Genomic DNA, 16775 nt, shown 5'->3' with positions numbered 1-16775 from the left:
GCGGCGACTGCCGGCTCTACCCTCGAAGGGTGAGCCTCCTCGTCACCGTCCCCACCCCGGAACTCGCCGCCGACGTGATCGCCCGCGGCCCAATGCCCGCGGGCGTCGAGGTGCGGGTGTGGGACATGGCGACGCCCCCTCCGGCTCGGCGCATCGATATCGTCGTGCCGTCGTACCTCGGTCGGCAGCACCTGAGCTCGCTGCAGGGCCTCGACGTCGGCCTCGTGCAGGGGCAGATGATCGGATACGAGGCCGTCATCGACCGGATCCCGGCCGGCGTCCCGTTCGCGAACGCGGCGAGCGTGCACGAGCCCGCCACGGCGGAGCTCGCCCTCGCCCTGACCTTGGCCGCGCAGCGCGAGCTGCCCCGGTTCGTGCGCGCGCAGGACGCGGGCGTGTGGGACCGCGCGTTCACCTCGAGCCTCGCCGACCGCCGCGTGCTGCTGGTCGGCATCGGCGGCGTCGGCAAGGCCGTGGCCCGCCGCCTCGCCGGCTTCGAGGTCAGCGTCACCGCGGTCGCGCAGACCGCGCGCACCGAGGTGGTGGAGGGCATCGGGGAGATCCCGGTGCGCGCGCTCGCCGACCTCCCGGCCGTGCTTCCCGAGGCGGAGATCGTGATCCTCTCGCTGCCGGGCGGGCCCGCCACGCACCGCCTGTTCGATGCGGCCATGCTCGCGCGCATGGCCGACGACGCGCTGCTCGTCAACGTCGGGCGGGGCTCGCTCGTCGACACCGACGCGCTGGTCGCCGAGAACGGCCGGATCCGCGCCGCCCTGGACGTGCTGGATCCCGAGCCGCTCCCGGAGGGGCACCCCCTGTGGAACGCCCCCGGGGTGCTGTTCACCCCGCACGTCGGCGGCGCGTCGACCGCGATGGCGCCGCGCATCGCCGCACTCGTGCGCACCCAGATCGACCGCATGCTCGCCGGCGAGGCCCCGGTGAACCTCATCGAGCGCTGACCCCGCCCCGGATCCGCCCCGACTCCCCCGGATCCGCCTCTGCGACGCGCGTCCGTTCGAACCGATTCGATCCGCGATTTTCCGGGAAGCGCGGCTCCCGGTAGCCTGATCGAATGGCCCAGATCGAGCAGCAGTCCGCCCCCGGATCCGAGTGGTGGCGCACCGCCGTCATCTACCAGATCTACCCCCGCTCCTTCGCGGATGCGAACGGCGACGGCATCGGCGACCTGCCCGGCATCACGTCCCGCCTCGACGCCCTCGTCGAGCTGGGCGTGGACGCCATCTGGCTGAGTCCCTTCATGCCCAGCCCGCAGAAGGATGCGGGCTACGACGTCTCCGACTACCGCGGCGTGGATCCGCTGTTCGGCACGCTCGGCGACTTCGACGCCATGCTCGCCGAAGCGCACGCACGGGGCATCCGGGTCATCGTCGACCTCGTGCCGAACCACTCCTCCGACCAGCACGCGTGGTTCCAGGAGGCGCTCAAGGCGGCGCCGGGGAGCCCGGAGCGCGCCCGCTACATCTTCCGCGACGGCAAGGGCGAGCACGGCGAGCTGCCGCCCAACAACTGGCAGAGCGTGTTCGGCGGGGGCATGTGGACCAGGGTGACCGAGGCCGACGGCCGGCCGGGGCAGTGGTACCTGCACATCTTCGACACCAGCCAGCCCGACTTCGACTGGACGAACGAAGAGGTGCGCGAGGAGTTCCGCGGCGTGCTGCGGTTCTGGCTCGACCGCGGCGTCGACGGCTTCCGGGTCGACGTGGCCCACGGCATGATCAAGAAGGCCGGCCTTCCCGACTACACGCCCGACGAGGGCGCGGACTCCATGGGCGGCGACCAGGAGGACGTGCCGTACTGGGGCCAGCCCGGGGTGCACGAGATCTACCGCGACTGGCACGACGTGCTCGCCGAGTACGACGGCGAGCGTGCGCTGTGCGCGGAGGCGTGGATGCCGACGCTCGATCAGATCGCGCTCTGGGTGCGCCCGGACGAGATGAACCAGGCGTTCAACTTCAACTACCTGATGACCCCGTGGAACGCCGAAGAGCTGCGCACCGTGATCCGCGACTCGCTCGACGCGTTCGGCGCGGTCGGCGCCCCGAGCACCTGGGTGCTGTCCAACCACGACGTGGTGCGGCACGCGTCACGCCTCGCCCTGACCTGGGACAACCCGCAGGGCGACGGCATCGGCCCGCGGGACGAGCCCAAGCCCGACCGCGAGGTCGGCCTCGCGCGCGCCCGCGCCGCGACGACGGTCATGCTGTCGCTGCCCGGATCCGCCTACCTGTACCAGGGCGAGGAGCTCGGCCTGCCGGAGGCCATGGAGATCCCCGACGAGTTCCGCCAGGATCCCAGCTGGTTCCGCACGAACGGCGAGCGCTACGGCCGCGACGGCTGCCGTGTGCCGCTGCCGTGGAGCGGGACGGCGCCGTCCTACGGCTTCAACGACACCGGCGCCTCATGGCTGCCGCAGCCCGCGGAGTGGGCGGAGTACGCCCGCGCCGCCGAGGAGGGCGCCGACGCCTCGACGCTCGAGCTCTACAAGCGGCTGCTCCGCCTTCGCCGCGAGCGCGGACTCGGATCCGGCTCCCTCGTGTGGGAGGACCTCGGGTCCGACGCGGTCGCGTTCCGCCGCGGCGACCTGCACGTCGCGGCGAACCTCGGCGCGGAGCCGCTCGCCCTGCCGGAGGGTGCAACGGTCGTCGTGCACAGCGCCGCCGAGGGCGGCACGGTGCTGCCGCCGGATTCCGCCGCCTGGTACACGCTGGGTTGATCCGCGGCGGTCAGCCCTCCGAAGGCGAGCCGCCGTCGGCGGATCCGCGTGCATCGGCGCCGGCCGCGCCCGCGCCGTTCGACGCGTTCATGTGCTCCGGGAGCAGCTGGATCCCGCCGGTGCTGCTCGCCGACCCCGCGAGAGTGCGCAGCCACTCCGCGCTGAGCTCGGGCGGCTCGGGCTCGTCGAAGACGAAGCGCAGCGGGATGGACGGGTGCAGCCACAGCGTCTCGCGCCCGCGCTCCTGCCCCTCCTCGTGACGCCAGGAGAGCGTGAAGCTCTCGTTGCGACGCAGCTTCGTCGCGATGACGACCTTCAGGTGCGCGAGGGTCCGATCCTCGATGTAGATCGGCTCAGAGCTCTGGCCGTAATAGATGCTTCCCATTCCTGTGTCGTCCTCCGATCCCCCCGACCGTAGGACGGCGCCGACGCGGCCCGGGCAGCGCCGGACCGGATGAGGACGCCACCGGAACGGACTGTGCGCACCACGTCACCGAAGGTCGGGGGGCGGAACGTCAGCGGTCGCCGCGCGTCTCGGCGGGCGATCGACCGTAGACCCGGCGGAACTCCGCAGCGAACCGGGACGGGTGCGAGAACCCCCAGCGGCGGCCGATCTCCGCCACCGTCTCACCGGGCCCCGCACGCAGCAGGTCCCGGTGCGCGCCGTCGAGGCGCACCCGGACCAGATGCTGACGCGGGGTGAGGCCGGCCGCGCGCCGGAACGCGTACTGGAGGCCGCGGGTGGAGATGTGGACGGCGCGGGCCACGTCGTCCATGGTGATCGGCTCGTGGGCGTGATCCTCCATGAAGGCCATTCGCGACGCACGGTCGAGGGGGCCGGCGTCGTCTGCGCGGACCGCTGCTCCCGGCCGTGCAGGGCCGACGGAAACGCGGCGAGCGTCACCATCAGCGCGTGCCGGGCGATCTCCGCCTCGATCAGGGGGTGGCCGATGGCGGCCTCCACCTCCTCGGCGAGGCGGGCGACGGTCCGCGACCAGTGCGCCGCCGCCCGGCGATCCGCCGGGGCCGGATCCGTCACGCGGATCAGCAGGCGGTCGTCGCCGAGGATGCGGCGCGCCGTCTCCTGCGTCCAGCCGGGATCGAGAACGACCGCGCGCACGTGCGCCTCCTCATCCCACCGGGCCGTCACCTCGCGTCCGTCGCTGAGCCAGGGAACACCGGAGGCCAGCTCCTGGCGCCCGCTGCGGACGGATCCGCGCGCGGACCGGACACTGCACGCGAACAGCTGGCCCTCCGGCCGCACGGACGAGCGCACGGCGGCCGCCGACAGCCGGTATTCGACGATCCCGACGTGCTCGAGCGCCGCAGAGGACCAGTCGAGGCGCAGCTCCGGCTCGGCGCGGTGCAGCCGGGCGGAGGGCGCGAACTGCGCCCAGGCCTGCTCCACCGCCGACCGCTCACGGGATTGGAAACGGACGATCTCGGGCATGCGGGCATCCTTCGGAGCGTGGGTGCGTCAGGCCGCACGGCGGGACTCCGGCAAGTCCAGAGTCTTCCATTCTCTCCGATCCCGGAGGCGAGGGATCCGGATCCGCGGCCCGCCGCCGTCGATCAGGACGGCCGGAGCGCGGAGATCCCCGGATCGCGGTCTCCGTGGAGCGCGCCGGGCATTCGCCTCACTTCGAGCCGAGGATGTGCTCGTCGGGGATGAGGATGCCGCCGGACGTGTTCGCGGAGTTCGCGTAGGTCTGGATCCGCGCGGGGTCGAGCTGCGGCGGCTCGGGATCGGCGAACTCGAAGCGGAGCTGGATCGACGGATGCAGCCAGATCGTGGACCTGCCCCGCGGCTGATCGTCGTCGTGCCGGCAGGACAGCGTGAAGCTCTCGTTGCGCCGGAGCTTGGTCGCGATCACGACCTTGAGGTGGGCGAGAGCGACGTCCTCGATCTCGATCGCGTGCTCGGAACTGCCGTAGAAAAGAAAGCCCATCGGGGTCACCCGTCTCGTCTGCCTGTCGCCACGGAACCCGTGCCATGAGGCGCGGTCCGGATGACCGCACTGCGGCGCCGGTCCCAGCCTTGCACACCCTGAGGCATGCCGGCCCTTCCGCAGCCGGCGCCGGGCCGTCCCCTCCGCAGCCGGCGCCGGGCCGTCCCCTCCGCAGTCGGCGCCGGTCACGAGGCGGCGACTCAGGCGGGCTCGACCGCGCCCACCGGCGGCTCGCCCGCGCCGACCGGGCCGCCGGTGACCCGGCGCCGGTGCGCCGCCGCGGTGGCCAACTGCACGCCCAGGGTCACCGCGAGCACGGCGCCCGACAGCGGCAGCAGCTGATCCGGCAGCGCGCCGACGGCGAGCGCGACGCCGCCGAGAGCGCTGCCCAGCGCGCTGCCGAGCATCATGGCGCTGTTGTTCAGGGCGAGCACGAGAGCGGCGACGGCCGGCGGCACCATCGTGGCGAGGCGGGTCTGCGCCGCCACGCCGGAGCCGCCATTGAAGAAGGCGCACGTGAGGAACCAGGCGAGGCCCGCGACCGCTCCCGCGATCCCGGGCAGCATCAGGCCGGCCCAGCCGAGCAGCGCGGCGGCCAGCACGGTGGCGACGATGACGGTGAGCACGGCGACCGGGCCGCGCCGATCGGTCACGCGGCCGGACACGATGTTGCCCACGAGGCTGACGATGCCGTAGCCGAACAGCGCGCCGATCATCGGGTAGCCCTCGCCGATCCGCGGACCCAGGATGAGCGTGGCGTACGTGAAGCAGAGGTAGCTCGCGCACATGAGCCCCATCGGCACGAGCAGCACGGCCAGGATCGCCGGGCGCGTGAGCGGGCTCAGCGCGGCGCGCAGTGACAGCGGCGGCAGGTGCAGACGCGGGACGCGGGCGACGATGCCGATGAGCGCGGCGGTGCCGACGCCCACGACGAGGAACAGCGGGATCCGCCAGTCGGCCTGCCCGATCACGAGTCCGACCGGCACGCCGAGCGCCGTCGCGAACAGGAAGCCGCCCATCACCAGCGAGAGCGCCCGGCCGCGGTACTGCTCGGGGCTGCGCGCGATCACGTAGGAGCCGATCACGGCGTTCAGCAGCGCCCCGCCCAGCGCCGAGACGACGCGACCGGTCATGGCCCAGAAGTATGTCGGAGCGAGGCCGACCAGCAGGTTGCCCAGCACGAAGACGGCGAGCGCGAGCACGATCGTGGACTTGCGCTCCCAGCGCCCGGTGAGCGCACCGAGCACCGGGCCGGCGACCGCGCCGGTGGCCGCGAAAACGCTCATCAGCTGACCGGCCGCCGCGGCGTCCACGCGCAGGTCGGTGGCGATCTGGGGCAGCAGTCCCGCCAGCACGTAGCCGTCGATCCCCATCGAGAAGGTCGCGACGGCGAGCCAGATCAGCGCCCCGGCACGGAAGCCGGTGTCGTCAGCAGTCGTTCGCACCAGGTCATCCAAGCAGAGCGGATCCTCTCCCTGCAGGCTTTTGCAAGGATTCCGGACGAATTGTCGAACGGCCCCTCAGCCCACCACCTCGAAGGCGGCCGAGAGCAGCACCTCGTCCCGCGAGGACGGCCCGACTAGCAGCTCGAACGCACCCGGTTCCACCCGGCGCACGCCCGCCGCGTCGACGATCGCGCAGTCGGCGACGGGCACCTCCAGCCGCACGCGGGCGGACTCCCCCGGTGCGAGGTCGACCTGGCGGTATGCCTTGAGCTCCTTGTCGGCCCAGCTCGCGCTCGTCACGACGTCGCGCACGTACGCCTGCACGGTCTCCCGCACCGGACGGGATCCGGTGTTGGCGACAGTGACCTCGGCGACGATCGTCTCGTCCCTGCCGAGCGTCGTCGACGCGAGTGCGAGCGCGGAGTAGGCCACGGTCGTGTACGACAGGCCCTCGCCGAACGCCCAGGCCGGAGCCTGGGTGAGATCGGCGTAGCGGGTGCCGTGCTGACCGCGGATCTGGTTGTAGTACGTGGGCTGCTGGCCCACGTGCCGTGCGAACGAGATCGGCAGGCGCCCCGACGGCTCGATCGCGCCGGTGAGCAGTTCGGCGATCGCGCGCCCGCCCTCCATGCCCGGGTTCGCGACCCAGACCACGGCCGCGGCGTTCGCGACGGAGGCGGGGAGCACGAGGGGCTTGGACGCCAGCAGCACCACGACCACGGGGGTGCCCGTCGCGATCACGGCGTCGAGCAGCGCGTTCTGGCCGCCGAGCAGCTCCAGGGTCGCCGTGGAGCGCCCCTCGCCGACGAGCTCGATCCGGTCGCCGACCACCGCCACCACGATGTCCGCCGACTCGGCGGCGGCCACCGCCTCGGTGAGCCGTGCCTCGTCGACCGCGGCCGGCACCACCACCGGCGGCCGCGGCTGACCGTCCGGGAACGTCGCCCCGAGCGGATCCTCCTCGAGCGTGAGGATGTCGGCGCCCTGCGCGTATTCCACCGCGAGCCCCTCGGTCGCGCGGAGCCCGTCGAGTACGGTCGTGATCATCTCGCGCGGCTGGCCGTCGATCCAGCCGGCCTGACCGGATCCGCCGGCCCAGTCGCCGAGCTGGGTCTGCGCGTCGTCCGCGAGCGGACCCACCACGGCGACGCGGAGCGGATCCGCCCCCGCCGAGACGCTCAGGGGCAGCGTGCCGTCGTTCTCCAGCAGCACGAGGGAGCGTCGCGCGGCCTCGAGGTTCAGGGCGGCGTGGGCCGCGCTGCCGACCACGGCATCGAGGCGCTCCGACGGCAGCCGCGGATCCTCGAAGAGGCCGAGCTCGACCTTGAGGGTGAGGATGCGGGCCACGGCCGTGTCGAACGCGTCCGCGGGGAGCAGCCCCTTCGCCACGGCGTCCAGGGCGCCCTCGTAGAAGCCCGGCGTGTTCATCACCATGTCGTTCCCGGCCCGCACGGCCGCCGCCGCCGCGTGGGTGTGGTCGGGCTGCACCCGCTGCTCCCACACCATCCGGCCGACGTTGTCCCAGTCGGTGATGAGGGTGCCGCCGTATCCCCACTCGCCGCGCAGCACGTCGCTGAGCAGCCAGTCGTTCACGGTGATCGGCACCCCGTCGGTGGTCTGGTAACCGAGCATGAACGTGCGGCATCCCTCCCGCGCCACCCGCTCGAACGGCGGCAGGAACCAGGAGCGCAGCTTGCGGCGCGAGATGTCGGCCTCGGACGCGTCCCGGCCGCCCTGGGTCTCCGAGTACCCGGCGAAGTGCTTGGCCGTGGCGAGGATCGCCGTGGGGTCGCCCAGTCCGGAGCCCTGGTAGCCGCGGACCATGGCCGAGGCGAGCTCGCCGATGAGGAACGGGTCCTCCCCGAACGTCTCGCCCACCCGTCCCCAGCGCAGATCCCTGGCGATGCACAGCACCGGGGAGAACGTCCAGTGCACGCCCGTCACGGCGACCTCCTCGGCCGTGGCGCGTGCGACCCGCTCCAGCAGGTCCGGATCCCACGACGCCGCCATGCCGAGCTGGGTCGGGTAGATCGTGGCGCCCGGCCAGAACGAATGGCCGTGGATGCAGTCCTCGCCGACGAGCAGCGGGATGCGCAGCCGCGTCTCGGCGCTGAGCCGGTTCGCCTCCAGGATCCGGTCCGGCGAGGTGTGCAGGATCGAGCCGGCATGCCGCCGCAGCACGTGGTCGCGCAGGTCGTCGCGCGCGTCGAGCTGCAGCATCTGGCCGACCTTCTCCTCCAGCGTCATGCGGCCGAGGAGATCGGCCACCCGGTCGGCGGCGGACAGCGAGGGGTCGCGGAAGGGCAGGACGTGGCTCACGCGGCGCGGCCCTCTGCGTCGCCGCCGGAGCGGTCGGCGTCGCCGGCGGTGCGCACCGCCGTGACCGACGCGTTCGCGTCGATGCCGCGCTTCTTCAGGGCGCGGGCCCGCTCTCCGGCGGAGCGCAGGCGGGGGTTCACGTACTCGTCGATGCCGAAGTTGATCAGCGCGAGCGCGACGCCGAGCAGGGCGATGCAGAGCCCCGCGGGCACGTACCACCACCAGTAGTCGGGGAAGGCGCTGTTCTGCTGCGCCCAGAACAGGATGGTGCCCCAGTTCAGGTTCGAGACCGGGATGACGCCGATGAACGCCAGGGTGGTGAGCCCGAGCACGGCGGCCGTCATGGTGCCGACGAAGCTCGACGCGATGATCGCCATGAGGTTCGGGAGCATCTCGACGAGGATGATCCGGTGCAGCGGCTCGCCGTTGGCGCGCGCCGCCTGGATGAAGTCGCGGTTGCGCAGCGACATCGTCTGCGCGCGCAGCACCCGTGCACCCCACGCCCAGCCGGTCAGCCCGAGCACCGCTGCGATGACGACGAGAGGCGGATCCTGGAACTGCGAGGCGATGATGATCATCAGCGGCAGTCCCGGCAGCACGAGGAACACGTTGGACAGCGCGGACAGCGACTCGCTCTTCCAGCCGCGCAGGTAGCCCGCGGTCACGCCGACCACGATCGCGACCACGGTCGCCATGATCGTGGCCAGGAAGCCGACCACCAGCACGCCGCGCGTGCCGTAGACGAGCTGGCTGAACACGTCCTCGCCGATGTGGGTCGTGCCGAGCAGGTGCTGCCAGGACGGCGGCTCCAGCGTCGCGTCGAGGTGCTGCGCGGTGGGGCTGTAGGGCGCGATCAGCGGCGCGAAGATCGCGACGAGGGTGAAGACGCCGAGGATGATGAGGCCGGCGGCCGACTTGCGGTTGCCGAACATCGCCAGCGACGCCCGGAGCTGGGTCCAGAAGGTGCGCCGCGGCGCGGGCCGCCGCGCGGCGGTGAGCAGCGCCGCCGTCTCGGGCGCGCCGGCGGCCGGCTGCGCGACCTCGGGGGGAACGGGAGTCGTCATGATCAGGCCTCCGTCTGACGGGTGCGCGGGTCGAGGATGGCGTAGGCGATGTCGGCGATGATGTTCGCGACCAGCACCGCCATCACGAGCACGAGGAAGATGCCCTGCATGAGCGCGTAGTCCTTCGCGTTCGTGGCGCCGAGCAGCAGCAGCCCGATCCCCGGATAGGAGAACACCATCTCCATCACGATGGTGCCGCCGACGATGAACCCGAGTGAGAGGGCGAAGCTCTGGATCTGCGGCAGCACGGCGTTGCGGGCCGCATACCGCCAGAGCACGCGACGACTCGGCATGCCCTTGGCCTGGGCGACGGTGATGTAGTCCTCGTCCAGCACCGTGAGCATCATGTTGCGCATGCCGAGCACCCAGCCGCCGAGCGAGGCGATCACGATCGTGATCACCGGCAAGGCCGCGTGGGAGAGCACCTGGCCGATGAACTCGGCGTTCCAGCCCGGATCCACGCCCACCTCGTAGGCGTGCCCGGCGGGGAACCAGCCGAGCAGCGTGGAGAACAGAGCGATGAAGATCAGCCCCAGCCAGAAGTACGGCACGGTGCCGAGGAACGTGGTCACCGGGACCAGCACGTCCAGGCGTCCGCCGCGTCGCCATCCGATCACGGCGCCGAGCACGGTTCCGACGAGGAACGACACGATCGTGGCGAAGCCGACCAGGCCGAGCGTCCACGGCAGCGCGGCGGCGATCGCGTCTCCGACCGGGGCCATGCCCGTCGAGATGGACACGCCGAGGTCGCCGCGCAGCAGCATGCCCCAGTAGTCGAGGTACTGCTGCCACAGCGGCACCGAGTGGTCCAGGCCGAACATGAGGCGCAGCGCCTTCTCGGCGTCGGGCGTGAGCTGGCCCTGGCTGCGCGCCATGTACGCGTCGACCGCGTCGCCCTTCATCAGTCGCGGGATGAAGAAGTTGATGGTGATCGCGGCCCACGCGGTGAACACGTAGAAGGCCGCCCGGCCGCCGATGAACCGCCACGGCACGCGCATGCGTCCGCGCTCGGCGCGGGTCGCGGTCGTGCCGACGAGCGTCGGATCCACCGGCTCGGAAGCGGCAGGCGACGCCTCGGTCGCGGGTGCGGACGTGTCGGCGCTCATCGCGCACCTCCCGTGGTCTGTGCCGCGCGGCGGCGGAAGAGCTCCTCCGGATCGGGCGACGCGGCCCGCAGCTCCCGGGTGTACGGGTCGCGGGGGCGCAGGATGACGTCGTCCGCGGGTCCTCTCTCGACGACCCGGCCCTGGTTGAGCACCATGATCTCGTCGCTGAAGTGGCGCGCGGTCGCCAGGTCGTGGGTGATGTAGAGCACGCCGAGCCCCTCCTCGCGCTGCAGATCGGCGAGCAGGTTCAGCACGCCGAGGCGGATCGATACGTCCAGCATCGACACCGGCTCGTCGGCCACGAGCAGCGCCGGCCGGGACGCGAGCGCCCGCGCGATCGCGACGCGCTGGCGCTGGCCGCCGGAGAGCTCGTGGGGCCGCCGCTCCATCACCGCGTCCGGATCGAGGCGCACGCGCTCGAGCAGCCGGCGCACCTCGGCGTCGACCTGCTCGCGCGGCACGACGCGGTCCAGCCGCAGCGGACGCTCCACGTGATGGCGGATCGAGTGGTACGGGTTCAGCGAGGCGAACGGATCCTGGAACACCATGCGCAGCTGCTGCCGGTAGGTGCGCAGGCCCTTGCCCCGCCGCGGGATCGGCGCCCCGTCGAGCAGCACCTCTCCGTGCGTGGGGGTCTCGAGCTGGGTGAGGATCTTGGCGATCGTGGACTTGCCGCTGCCGGACTGGCCGACCAGTCCGATCGTCTGACGGGAGTTCAGGGTGAAGCTGACGTCGTCCAGGGCCTTCAGCTGGCCGGAGCCGCGGACGTTGTAGATCTTGGTGACGCCGCGGAACTCGAGCGTGGTCATCGCACCACCACCCCCCGCTCGCCGGTCAGGCGCGGGAAGGAGCGCAGCAGGTCGCGGGTGTACTCGTGCTGCGGATCCGTCCACAGCCGCTCGGCGTCGGCGAGCTCGACGATCTCGCCCTCGCGCATCACCGCGATGCGGTCGCTGATCTCCAGCAGCAGCGGCAGGTCGTGGGTGATGAACACCACCGAGAAGCCGAACTCGTGGCGCAGCTGGGAGATCTGCTTCAGGATCTCGCGCTGCACCAGCACGTCGAGCGCCGTGGTGGGCTCGTCCATGACCATGAGCTGGGGGCGCAGGGCGAGCGCCATCGCGATCATCACGCGCTGGCGCATGCCGCCGGACAGCTCGTGCGGGTAGGACCGCATCCGCTGGCCGCCGACCTTCACGATCTCCAGGAGCTCGACGACCTCCGCCCGGCGCTGCGCCCGGCTCATCCCGGGCCGGTGCACGCGGAACACGTCGTCCAGCTGCGCGCCGATCGTCGCCACGGGATTGAGCGCGTTCATCGCGCCCTGGAACACCATCGACACCTTGTCCCAGCGGAACCGGCGCATCTGCTCGACGTCGAGGGCGTGCAGGTCGATGTCCGTGCCGTCGGCGTCGTGGAAGACGACGCTGCCGCCGGTGATCACGGCCGGCGGCTTGAGCAGCCGCTGCACGCCGTAGGCGAGCGTGGTCTTGCCGCTGCCGCTCTCGCCGGCCAGTCCCACGATCTCACCGCGGCGGATGTCGATCGTGACGTTCTTCACCGCCCGCACGGGCGGATCCACGTCGTACACGACCGAGAAGTCGCGCACGGAGAGAAGGGTGTCTGTCATGGCTTCTGTTTCCCTGTGACGGGGTCCTTCGTCTCGTCGCTGCGCTCCTCGCTCAGGAACCGGTGGGTGTTGCCGGTTCCTGAGCGAGCGAAGCGAGACGAAGGACGCGAGGTGGGCCCGGGACTACTTGCCGGCCGGCTTCAGGTTCATGATCACCTGGACCGCCGAGGGCTGCGTCGGGTCGGCCGTCGCGTACTGGTCCTTCTCGCTCGGCCACCCGGTGAAGGTGCGGGTGTTGTACTCGCCGAGCTGCGGGTGGGTGCCGATCGGGATGGCGGGGACGTCGTCGACGAAGATCTTCTGGATCTTGTTGAGCGCCTCGGTGCGGGTCGCGTCGTCCGACGCCTGGGCGTACTGCGCGAGCAGTGCGGTCGCCTCCGGGTTGCTGTACCGGCCGAAGTTGTCGGAGACCTTGCCGTCGGCGGCCTGCGCCAGGTAGGCGCCGTTCATCACGTCGTCGTAGATGTGCCACGGGTTGGAGCCGGAGCCCGACCAGTGCAGCGCCGCGTCGAAGTTCCCGGTCGCCATGTTCGTGAACCAGGTGTCGGCGTCGGGCGTGGCCACCTTGGCGTCCGCGCCGAGGGTGCTCTTGATCTGCGTGGCCACGAGCTGGATGCCGGTGACGTAGTCGTTCCAGCCCTGCGGATCCTGCAGCGTGAACGAGACGGGGTTCCCGGACGGATCGATCAGCGCACCGTCCTTCCAGGTGTAGCCCGCGTCGGTGAGCACCTTCTTGGCGCCGTCGACATCGATCGAGAACGTCTTGTCCTTGTACTCCGGGGCGATGTACTGGTCGCCGGTGGGCTGCGGGATGCCGGTGACGCTGGTGAGCTCGGGGCCGGCGTTGCTGCGCGCCTTCTCGGCGTGCGCCTTGCGGTCCACGACCATGTTCACGGCCTTGCGGAACGCGACGTCGTTGAACGGCGCCTTCGTGGTGTTCACGAGCACCATGTCCGGGCTCAGCACGTTCGCACCCCAGAACACGTTGTGCTTCGGATCCTTGTCGACGTAGTTCTTCTGGTAGTCGGTGATGAAGATCTGCGCCCAGTCGACCTCCTTGCTCTGCAGTGCACGCAGGAGACCGGTGTTGTCGTTGTACTCGAGGTACTTGAGCTGGCCCACGGGGACCTTGCCGCCCCAGTAGTCGGAGCGGGCGTTGAGCACGACGCCCTGCGAGGAGAAGCTCTTGATCTTGTACGGGCCGGTGCCGATCGCCTCCTTGACCGGATCCTTCGACGGGTCGGAGATGCTCTTCCACTGGTGCTCGGGCACGATGCTGACCTGCAGCACGTCGCCCTGCTTGACGAACTTCGACTCGCTGAACGAGAGCACCACGTTGCCGCCGTCCTTCTTGACGTCGGCGAGCTTGAGGCCGCCCAGGTCGAGGGCGGGGGTGTTCTTGATCAGCGTGTAGGTGAAGACGATGTCGTCGGCGGTGAACGGCTTGCCGTCGCTCCACTTCACGTCGGCGCGCGGGGTGACGGTCAGCTGGGTGTAGTCGGCGTTCCACTCGACCTTGGAAGCGAGCCACGGGGTCGTCTCGTTCTTGCCGACGGGGTTCACCATCGCCAGGGGCTCGTAGATCATCCGGTCGTAGCCGAGCGACATGCCCGATCCCGTGGAGATGAACGGGTTGTTGGTCTGGGTCGACAGGATCGCCGCGCCGTCGGGCTTCGCGATCGTGAGGGAGCCGCCGCCGGACGATCCGGCGGTGGAGCCCGACGAGCAGCCGGTCAGCGCGACGGCGCTGAGCGCTGCGAACGCCGAGACGACGAGCAGGGTCTTGGTGAGCCTCATTGCTTCTCCTTCCGGGGCACGGCCGTCGTGCCCCGCCTGGTGCGGGTCCCGCTTCCGGGGGATGTTGACTTACTAGCGAGAAAGTAAGCAGAAGTGAGGTTACCCACGAGTAAGCTGGATGACAAGCAGTCGAAGGGAACCCAGTGGTCACGACGACGTCGAAGCGCCTGAAATCGCGGCCCGAGACCGAGCGCAAGCGGACGGAGATCCTGGATGCCGCGATCGAGATCTTCGGCGCGAAGGGATCCACCAACGGCACCCTCGCCGACATCGCCGAGCAGGTCGGGATGACCCACGCCGGCGTCCTGCACCACTTCGGCTCGAAGCAGAAGCTGCTGCTCGAGGTGCTCGATTACCGCGACAAGAGCGATGTCGCCGAGCTGGCCGATCAGCACATCCCGGACGGCCCGGAGCTGTTCCTGCACCTCGTCAAGACGGCGCTCGCGAACGAACGGCGACCCGGGATCGTGCAGACGTACACCGTGCTGTCGAACGAGTCGGTGACGGACGGCCACCCCGCCCGGGGCTTCTTCGAGCACCGCTACGACAAGCTCCGCACCGAGGTGTCGGCGGCGTTCGTCGAGCTGTGCGCGCAGGAGGGCGTGACCGACACCGCCGCGATCGGCAAGGCGGCGGCGTCGATCCTCGCGGTCATGGACGGGCTGCAGCTGCAGTGGCTGCTGGACCCCGCGGCGGTCGACTTGGCCGACGCGAGCGCCTTCGCCATCCAGGCGATCGTCAACGGGGTGCTGCATCCGGGCCCCGCCCTGGAGACCTACGCCGCCCGCTGATCGCGCGTCGGCGGGCCGCCCGGATCCGCGTAGGCTCGGCGCTATGACGATCGACCTCGAAGCGCTCTTCATCGACCTGCACCGCAACCCCGAGCTGTCGTTCCAGGAGGTGCGCACCGCGGGCGTCGCCGCCGGGCACCTGCGCGACCTGGGACTCGAGGTCACTCAGGGGGTCGGTCGCACGGGCGTCGTCGGCGTGCTGCGCAACGGCGACGGCCCGGTGGTCTGGGCGCGCGCGGACATGGACGCCCTGCCCGTCGTCGAGGAGTCGGGGCTGCCCTACGCCAGCACCGCGCGGGGCGTGGACGCCGAGGGGCGCGAGGTCGGCATCATGCACGCCTGCGGCCACGACATGCACGTGACCGCCATGATCGGCGCCGTGGAGGAGCTCGTCCGCACCCGGGCCGAATGGTCGGGCACTCTTGTCGTGGTCATCCAGCCGGCCGAGGAGTTCGGCGCCGGCGCCCGCGCGATGCTGGACGATGGAGCACTCGACCGTTTCCCGCGACCGGACGTCGTCATCGGGCAGCACGTCACCCCGCTGCCGGCCGGCATGATCGGTGTGCGCCCCGGTCCGCAGATGTCCGCGTCCGACGGCCTGCACGTGGTGCTGCACGGCCGGGGCGGCCACGGCTCCCGCCCGCACTCCACGATCGACCCCGTGGTCATGGCCGCAGCCACGGTCATGCGCCTGCAGACCGTGGTCTCCCGCGAGGTGGATCCGCACGACCTCGCCGTGGTCACGGTGGGCGCCATCCACGCCGGCACCAAGAACAACATCATCCCGGCCGAGGCCACGCTCGACCTCAGCCTGCGCTACCCCGACGACGCGCTGCGCACCAAGATGCTCGCGAAGGTGGAGCGCGTGATCAAGGCCGAGGCCATGGCGAGCGGCGCCACGGAGGAGCCGACGATCGAGACGCTGCACACGCTGCCCGCGACGATCAACGACGCCGCCGCGACGGAGCGCGCGACCGCGGCCTTCCGCGCCGCATTCGGCGAGGACAACGTGGTCGACCCCGGGCTGTTCACCGGCAGCGAGGACGTATCGTGGTTCGCCCGCGACGCCGGCGTGCCGCTCGTGTTCTGGTTCTGGGGCGGCATCGCCCCGGCCCGCTTCGCCGCCGCGGTGGCCCACGGCACGGTCGACAGCGAGATCGCGACCAACCACTCCCCGTACTTCGCCGTCGAGATCCACCCGACGATCGAGGTCGGCGTCAAGGCGCTCACGGTCGCGGCGCGGGAGTTCCTGGGCTGACGCTGATCCTCCCGCGTGGACTGATCGGATCCCGACGCGTCGGCAGATCGCCACGATCGCATCCCAGAACGCGCTCCGCCGCTGACGCCGTTTCATGGCCGACTGATAGCCCCGGGTGGAACCCTGGGCCGTGTTCCGAGGGGGTAACGCCATGACGAGTCCTGCCGACGTGTCCACGTCTTACGACTACCAGCCGCACGCGCGCGTCGAGGAGCGCCTGAAGTCCGGACCGCCGACCGTCAGCGATGCCGCGAAGAGCCTGCATCCGCAGGACAAGGCGATCAACCGGTTCAACCGCAAGGTGGGGCTCGGCATCACGACGAGCGTGGGGACGATGTGGTGCGCCTACGTCTTCGCCGCGCTGGCGCTGGTGAGCCTGCCCGCCGCGATCCTGTCGGGCAATGCGATCGTGATCGTGGGCTGGATCGCGCAGACGTTCCTGCAGCTCGTCCTGCTGCCGGTGATCATCGTCGGGCAGAACATCCAGGCCGCCGCCTCGGACGCGCGCGCGGCGGCGACGTACGAGGACGCCGGCGCGATCCTGGCGGAGGCGCAGCAGATCCAGCAGCACCTCGCGACGCAGGACGCGGCCATCGGCGCACTGCTGGACAAGGTCAAGGGCCTGGAGGCCTCGCTGGAGGCGGGCCGGTCGGCGGGCCCGTCGTCCGCCGCCTGACAGCGG

15 protein-coding genes are annotated in these 16775 nt (G+C 71.2%); 5 read left to right on the top strand and 10 right to left on the bottom strand.

Going from position 1 to position 16775, the window contains the following annotated elements; genetic code table 11:
- The first annotated feature begins 29 nt into the window (after positions 1 to 29).
- Together ACYQ1L_RS01460 and ACYQ1L_RS01455 are read left to right on the top strand one after the other, a co-directional pair.
- The gene (locus tag ACYQ1L_RS01460; protein ID WP_460002455.1) at positions 30 to 959 is read left to right on the top strand and encodes an NAD(P)-dependent oxidoreductase; all 930 of its coding nucleotides are present in this window, start codon (positions 30 to 32) and stop codon (positions 957 to 959) included.
- A 113-nt stretch (positions 960 to 1072) separates the two neighbouring features.
- Positions 1073 to 2734, top strand: a complete 1662-nt coding sequence (locus tag ACYQ1L_RS01455) for a glycoside hydrolase family 13 protein (RefSeq protein ID WP_460002453.1) — start codon at positions 1073 to 1075, stop codon at positions 2732 to 2734.
- A 10-nt stretch (positions 2735 to 2744) separates the two neighbouring features.
- Here ACYQ1L_RS01455 and ACYQ1L_RS01450 read toward each other — a convergent pair whose 3' ends face one another.
- The 10 genes from ACYQ1L_RS01450 to ACYQ1L_RS01405 all read right to left on the bottom strand — a co-directional run bounded on the left by ACYQ1L_RS01450 (position 2745) and on the right by ACYQ1L_RS01405 (position 14044).
- On the bottom strand, positions 2745 to 3119 hold the full coding sequence (locus tag ACYQ1L_RS01450) for a DUF7882 family protein (protein ID WP_460002452.1): 375 nt from the start codon (positions 3117 to 3119) through the stop codon (positions 2745 to 2747).
- 130 nt (positions 3120 to 3249) lie between these two features.
- The gene (locus ACYQ1L_RS01445; RefSeq protein ID WP_460002450.1) at positions 3250 to 3540 is read right to left on the bottom strand and encodes a helix-turn-helix transcriptional regulator; all 291 of its coding nucleotides are present in this window, start codon (positions 3538 to 3540) and stop codon (positions 3250 to 3252) included.
- Positions 3541 to 4371: 831 nt separating this feature from the next.
- On the bottom strand, positions 4372 to 4683 hold the full coding sequence (locus tag ACYQ1L_RS01440; RefSeq protein ID WP_460002448.1) for a DUF7882 family protein: 312 nt from the start codon (positions 4681 to 4683) through the stop codon (positions 4372 to 4374).
- Positions 4684 to 4883: 200 nt separating this feature from the next.
- On the bottom strand, positions 4884 to 6128 hold the full coding sequence (locus ACYQ1L_RS01435) for an MFS transporter (protein ID WP_460002446.1): 1245 nt from the start codon (positions 6126 to 6128) through the stop codon (positions 4884 to 4886).
- Between the two features lie 75 nt (positions 6129 to 6203).
- The gene (locus tag ACYQ1L_RS01430) at positions 6204 to 8447 is read right to left on the bottom strand and encodes an exo-beta-d-1,3/1,6-glucosidase (protein WP_460002445.1); all 2244 of its coding nucleotides are present in this window, start codon (positions 8445 to 8447) and stop codon (positions 6204 to 6206) included.
- Positions 8444 to 9511, bottom strand: a complete 1068-nt coding sequence (locus ACYQ1L_RS01425) for an ABC transporter permease (protein WP_460002443.1) — start codon at positions 9509 to 9511, stop codon at positions 8444 to 8446. The genes ACYQ1L_RS01430 and ACYQ1L_RS01425 overlap by 4 nt, the downstream gene beginning before the upstream one ends.
- 2 nt (positions 9512 to 9513) lie before the next feature.
- On the bottom strand, positions 9514 to 10509 hold the full coding sequence (locus tag ACYQ1L_RS01420) for an ABC transporter permease (protein ID WP_460005742.1): 996 nt from the start codon (positions 10507 to 10509) through the stop codon (positions 9514 to 9516).
- Positions 10510 to 10613: 104 nt separating this feature from the next.
- A complete protein-coding gene (locus tag ACYQ1L_RS01415; protein WP_460002442.1) occupies positions 10614 to 11426 on the bottom strand; it encodes an ABC transporter ATP-binding protein in 813 nt (270 codons plus the stop codon).
- Complete coding sequence (locus tag ACYQ1L_RS01410; protein WP_460002441.1) at positions 11423 to 12247, bottom strand: ABC transporter ATP-binding protein; 825 nt, start codon at positions 12245 to 12247, stop codon at positions 11423 to 11425. The genes ACYQ1L_RS01415 and ACYQ1L_RS01410 overlap by 4 nt, the downstream gene beginning before the upstream one ends.
- A gap of 123 nt (positions 12248 to 12370) precedes the next feature.
- Positions 12371 to 14044: an ABC transporter substrate-binding protein gene (locus ACYQ1L_RS01405; protein WP_460002440.1), complete on the bottom strand. Its 1674-nt coding sequence runs from the start codon at positions 14042 to 14044 to the stop codon at positions 12371 to 12373.
- 143 nt (positions 14045 to 14187) lie between these two features.
- On the opposite strand from ACYQ1L_RS01405, the gene ACYQ1L_RS01400 reads away from it, so the two are divergent.
- From ACYQ1L_RS01400 to ACYQ1L_RS01390, 3 genes are all read left to right on the top strand, one after another.
- Entirely contained in the window at positions 14188 to 14835 is a 648-nt protein-coding gene (locus ACYQ1L_RS01400) for a TetR/AcrR family transcriptional regulator (protein WP_460002439.1), read from the top strand.
- A gap of 43 nt (positions 14836 to 14878) precedes the next feature.
- On the top strand, positions 14879 to 16093 hold the full coding sequence (locus tag ACYQ1L_RS01395) for an amidohydrolase (RefSeq protein ID WP_460002438.1): 1215 nt from the start codon (positions 14879 to 14881) through the stop codon (positions 16091 to 16093).
- A gap of 151 nt (positions 16094 to 16244) precedes the next feature.
- Positions 16245 to 16769: a hypothetical protein gene (locus ACYQ1L_RS01390; protein WP_460002436.1), complete on the top strand. Its 525-nt coding sequence runs from the start codon at positions 16245 to 16247 to the stop codon at positions 16767 to 16769.
- The last annotated feature ends 6 nt before the right edge of the window (positions 16770 to 16775 follow it).

It is taken from the genome of Microbacterium xylanilyticum (assembly GCF_054654695.1).
Note: the sequence above shows the minus strand (reverse complement) of the source record. Positions and strands in the feature narration are given on the sequence as shown.

What these genes read in the sequence shown, in the direction of transcription:
- ACYQ1L_RS01455 (WP_460002453.1), top strand. Translation starts at nt 1,073, where the DNA reads ATGGCCCAGATCGAGCAGCAGTCCGCCCCCGGATCCGAGTGGTGGCGC.
- ACYQ1L_RS01450 (WP_460002452.1), bottom strand. Translation starts at nt 3,119, where the DNA reads ATGGGAAGCATCTATTACGGCCAGAGCTCTGAGCCGATCTACATCGAG.
- ACYQ1L_RS01445 (WP_460002450.1), bottom strand. Translation starts at nt 3,540, where the DNA reads ATGGAGGATCACGCCCACGAGCCGATCACCATGGACGACGTGGCCCGC.
- ACYQ1L_RS01440 (WP_460002448.1), bottom strand. Translation starts at nt 4,683, where the DNA reads ATGGGCTTTCTTTTCTACGGCAGTTCCGAGCACGCGATCGAGATCGAG.
- ACYQ1L_RS01425 (WP_460002443.1), bottom strand. Translation starts at nt 9,511, where the DNA reads ATGACGACTCCCGTTCCCCCCGAGGTCGCGCAGCCGGCCGCCGGCGCG.
- ACYQ1L_RS01420 (WP_460005742.1), bottom strand. Translation starts at nt 10,509, where the DNA reads ATGCGCGTGCCGTGGCGGTTCATCGGCGGCCGGGCGGCCTTCTACGTG.
- ACYQ1L_RS01415 (WP_460002442.1), bottom strand. Translation starts at nt 11,426, where the DNA reads ATGACCACGCTCGAGTTCCGCGGCGTCACCAAGATCTACAACGTCCGC.
- ACYQ1L_RS01410 (WP_460002441.1), bottom strand. Translation starts at nt 12,247, where the DNA reads ATGACAGACACCCTTCTCTCCGTGCGCGACTTCTCGGTCGTGTACGAC.
- ACYQ1L_RS01405 (WP_460002440.1), bottom strand. Translation starts at nt 14,044, where the DNA reads ATGAGGCTCACCAAGACCCTGCTCGTCGTCTCGGCGTTCGCAGCGCTC.
- ACYQ1L_RS01395 (WP_460002438.1), top strand. Translation starts at nt 14,879, where the DNA reads ATGACGATCGACCTCGAAGCGCTCTTCATCGACCTGCACCGCAACCCC.
- ACYQ1L_RS01390 (WP_460002436.1), top strand. Translation starts at nt 16,245, where the DNA reads ATGACGAGTCCTGCCGACGTGTCCACGTCTTACGACTACCAGCCGCAC.